Below are 3,656 nucleotides of genomic sequence, written 5' to 3'. Positions count from 1 at the left end.
TTCTTGTAGTTCTGCGATCGCCGCTTGTAAATGCTGGTTTATCATTGTTCGCTGTTAGACAGATATACACCTCCGTATTATCTCATAGCCTTTTTCAGAAATCAAATATGATTCCTATATCTATTGTGCAAAACAATCAAAAATTAAATCTATCTAGTGCGAAAGAAAAGCTGTGTAAGGTAAACTTCACCTTGATTATTAGTAGCAACGCCAATTCCAGTAAGGTTATAATTTCCTTTAAGGTTCTTTAGATGTCCGGGACTTTTAATCCAACCAATAACAGCTTCCTCTACAGGGTTACTATAGCCCCAATTGAAAGCAACATTTTCCGCCACACTATTGTAGTGGAGAGGGATAGCTTTGACTCGCTGTTCAAATCCCTGATGGCTAAATGGGGTTTTACCTTTAGCCATATTCTGGCTATGAATTCTTGCCTGTCGAGTGATATTTGCATTTATGGTCAACTTTGGTAGTCCTTTAGAAGCCCGATATCGATTAATTTCTTCAAAAACGGATTTTTCTAGTTCCGTAGTTTTAAAAGTAGGAGTCGATATTGCAACCTGACTGGAAAAAAGCGACAACAGCTTATTACGGATGGATGTATTCGTAGAAGGATGATTTGGTATCGGAACAATTGTTAACCCACAAGCAAGGACAAGCGCACTTAAAGTGATGCCAAAAACTGAATTTATTTCACTATGAACAGAACTAATAGTCTTTACTGCGCCGTTTGGCACTTCAGGCATGGCAACAAACTCTCCTTTCTCATTTTTATAAAAACCTTTTACCCCAATACGGTTTGGATAAGCTTTAGAGGCAGGGGAGGAAAAAGAGTTATTGTTAAGCAATTTTTCTTTCCCTGCTTCTCTTGTCCCCCCGCTTCCCCTGCTTGCCTCAACAGATAATTTTGTTAACCGAACCTTATTGCCTTTTACCCATCCGTTTTTTATTAGGTAATATATCTGTTTAACTCCCATAAAATCCTTAAAAACTAAGTCTTTTATAACACTTCCGAACTAATTGGCTATACGTATCTATAGATTAGTTAAGATACTCAGTAAAGTTGCCAAGGAATAGTCTTAAGTTCCTGTGATCACGCTTACAAAGACAACTAAAATTTTGCCTCATGTTCCCCATTTGCTTGCGCCAACTTATCCAGCACTTGTAATCACCTAATTAGAAACGCCTCACAGAAAGATGCATCTCGGTTCCCTTGCTCGGTGGACACACTAACAATCCCATTCTTAGAGTCGTAACTGGTCATCTCACTTGTAAACATTGATCGTACCACTAAGCGAGCGCACTTCTACCAGAGGTATTCTAATGATTCATGAAAAGTTCCGCCATGTCGGTTGAAAATCTTATCCAGAGGAAGTTTTAGCCATATTTAATCCGTCCAAAAAATTAAAACCTCTACGGAGACATTTGCGTGTAGCGGACGGTATAGTGAATATCCCTCTCTGAAGAAACACTTTGCGTAAACTCTCAAGAAACACATTGCGTTGAGTCAGAAATGGGGGTTAAGTGATTTCTAGGAAAGAATTTACCAATAGAGGTAGAATGTAGCCTTGATGCAAAACAAACAGGAGTAAGTATTTGGATACGTTAGCCACAGCAGGCGCAGCCAAATGATTAACAGCATCGCAAATAGAAGACTTGCGGTTGGCAGCATCGAAAATGAATGGAGTGGAACGTCGGAGTTTTCAGGCACAGATGACATTGAAATATTGCCAGGGAAGCGCAAGGCAGGCAGAAACGGCATTTGGCTGGGGTAGACAAAATATAGAGGTAGGATTGGCAGAAAAACGAACAGGGATAACTTGTGTAGGATTCTGACTTTTCCTGTTAAGTCTGTTTTGCAAGCTGCCAGCCTTGACAAAGGTCGTACAATTTTAACCAGCCTCGCCACAGTACCTGGATACCAATAGGAGTTTTATGTCGATGTTCTAAGTAACCCCCTAAACGAGCGATCACTTGCACAGCCCAACTAACTGTTAACACTTTAGGTAGTTTTGGCGATTTTGCTTTTAAAACCTGAATCTGAAGGGGATTGAGGATTTCAATAGCGGTGGCTGTTGGCTGAGTACGATGTAGATAAGTCAATTGCAACAGTTCTACAGCAATTACGCTCAAGAAACCGACTAAAGCTTTCATACCATCAGCAGCAAGTCTGTACCGTTCAACCTGACAGCCCGATTTAAAAATTTTGTGGTATTCTTCGATGCGCCAACGATACGTATACCAGCGTAAAATCATCGAAGCTGCCTGAATATCTGCAATAACTTCCGTTGTTAACAACATCCATTCCACAGGTGATTCACCGTCTGGACAATCAATTTCAGTGGCATAAACAGCGTAGACCTGTTGTGGGTCACGGTTATCAAAACGGTAAGGAGTACGGAGATTAACTTGACAAAATCTGATGGCCAGTTTGGTTTGGCGAGCAGGACGCTTTTGAGTTGGTGGTAATTCGATTTGTTGTTCAAAACTAATGGGTTGTGCTTCTAGCTTCGACCAAAGACGTTCACTATTAGAATCTAAACTGCGGTTATGAGCCGCACGAACAAGAATTCCCTAGTGTGGTAAAACTTACTAGAGAAGACGACTCTCTAAATTAGCCAAGTAACCCTTGGGATCTCTGCGAAATCGATATTGTTCAATTCTGGCTTTATGGTGTTTTTTCAGTTGAGAGCGTAATTCGAGCCAAGTATGAATATCAACTTGTGCTAAATCAGATGCGGTAAAAGAATGAAGTTTAGTAGCGATTGCACAGGCAAGTTTGACAGAACCACGAATAACGAGGGATGAGGGGGCAACTTTACGGACAGTACAACGACGTTGATGATGACGTAGCATACCAAAAGCATGTTCTAAGTCATTATTAGTTCTGGGAAAATCTTCAATTTCATAACAATGAAAAAATCCAGACCAGTAGTTATGAGTGGTTTTTATAAAGTTATCGATTGCGCTACTAAGTGTACCAGCTTTCTGCTTTTGTTGGCACATTTCTGTTAATAGTTCCTGATAACTTTGTTTAACTCCAGCAGCATCAAGACCTACTTTATTATTGAGAATATTACTAGCTTTATCAACCCAGTGATATGCAACTATAACAGGTGAAAATAAAGATGCAGTCGCAGATAACCCCTTAGCTATCAAGTGTTTTAGCTTGACTAAAGGTGGTGGTAAAGCACTTTTTTTTCCATCCGTTCTAAACTTTGCTCTATTAGCGTCAAATTTTCTTGTAACTTTAACCCAGATGCCTCTAATGGTGGATGACCATCATTGGTTATAGAACTACGCACTGCCGAGCAATAATCTTCAATAATAGTCGCCAAATCCTTATCTTCATTGACAAGACTACGTTCAATGTCTCGTAGTCCTCTAACCTTTTTTTTTAATTCCTTTTTTGCATGTCGATCCGCCTCATATATGGGAATAATAGCTTCCTTCAGGTAATGATAATGACACAAACCATGAGCAATACTAGGTAATGCTAACCTAACAGCTTTGCGAATTGATTGTTGTCCATCACTAACAACGCCATCAATTGGTACATCCAAAGTATTAGTTACTTCTAATAATAACGCCACTAAATCTTCATTTCTTGATGATAATAAGGTTTTAGCTAGTAAGATTTCTCCTGATAAGCAATC

Annotated in this window: 3 protein-coding genes and 2 pseudogenes; 1 reads left to right on the top strand and 4 read right to left on the bottom strand. The window is 39.6% G+C overall.

Features of this window, described 5'->3' with window-relative positions:
• Positions 1-149: 149 nt before the first annotated feature.
• The gene (locus H6G97_RS47560; protein WP_190947312.1) at positions 150-746 is read right to left on the bottom strand and encodes a CAP domain-containing protein; all 597 of its coding nucleotides are present in this window, start codon (positions 744-746) and stop codon (positions 150-152) included.
• 916 nt (positions 747-1,662) lie between these two features.
• Here H6G97_RS47560 and H6G97_RS47555 point away from each other — a divergent pair.
• On the top strand, positions 1,663-1,836 hold the full coding sequence (locus H6G97_RS47555) for a hypothetical protein (protein WP_199350149.1): 174 nt from the start codon (positions 1,663-1,665) through the stop codon (positions 1,834-1,836).
• 9 nt (positions 1,837-1,845) lie between these two features.
• On the opposite strand, the pseudogene H6G97_RS47550 reads toward H6G97_RS47555, so the two are convergent.
• The 3 genes and pseudogenes from H6G97_RS47550 to H6G97_RS47540 all read right to left on the bottom strand — a co-directional run.
• Positions 1,846-2,574, bottom strand: a pseudogene (locus H6G97_RS47550) (IS4 family transposase); the annotation flags it as partial.
• Positions 2,575-2,592: 18 nt separating this feature from the next.
• Positions 2,593-3,159, bottom strand: a complete 567-nt coding sequence (locus H6G97_RS47545) for a hypothetical protein (protein WP_190947311.1) — start codon at positions 3,157-3,159, stop codon at positions 2,593-2,595.
• A 14-nt stretch (positions 3,160-3,173) separates the two neighbouring features.
• A pseudogene (locus H6G97_RS47540) lies at positions 3,174-3,656 on the bottom strand (ISNCY family transposase); the annotation flags it as partial.

Source organism: Nostoc flagelliforme FACHB-838 (genome assembly GCF_014698065.1).
GTDB classification, from domain to species: Bacteria; Cyanobacteriota; Cyanobacteriia; order Cyanobacteriales; family Nostocaceae; genus Nostoc; species Nostoc flagelliforme_B.
The sequence above is the reverse complement of the archived record's forward strand: the minus strand, read 5'-3'. Positions and strand labels throughout refer to the sequence as shown.

Coding starts and splice junctions, on each gene's coding strand:
- H6G97_RS47560 (WP_190947312.1), bottom strand. CDS start 746: ATGCCTGAAGTGCCAAACGGCGCAGTAAAGACTATTAGTTCTGTTCAT.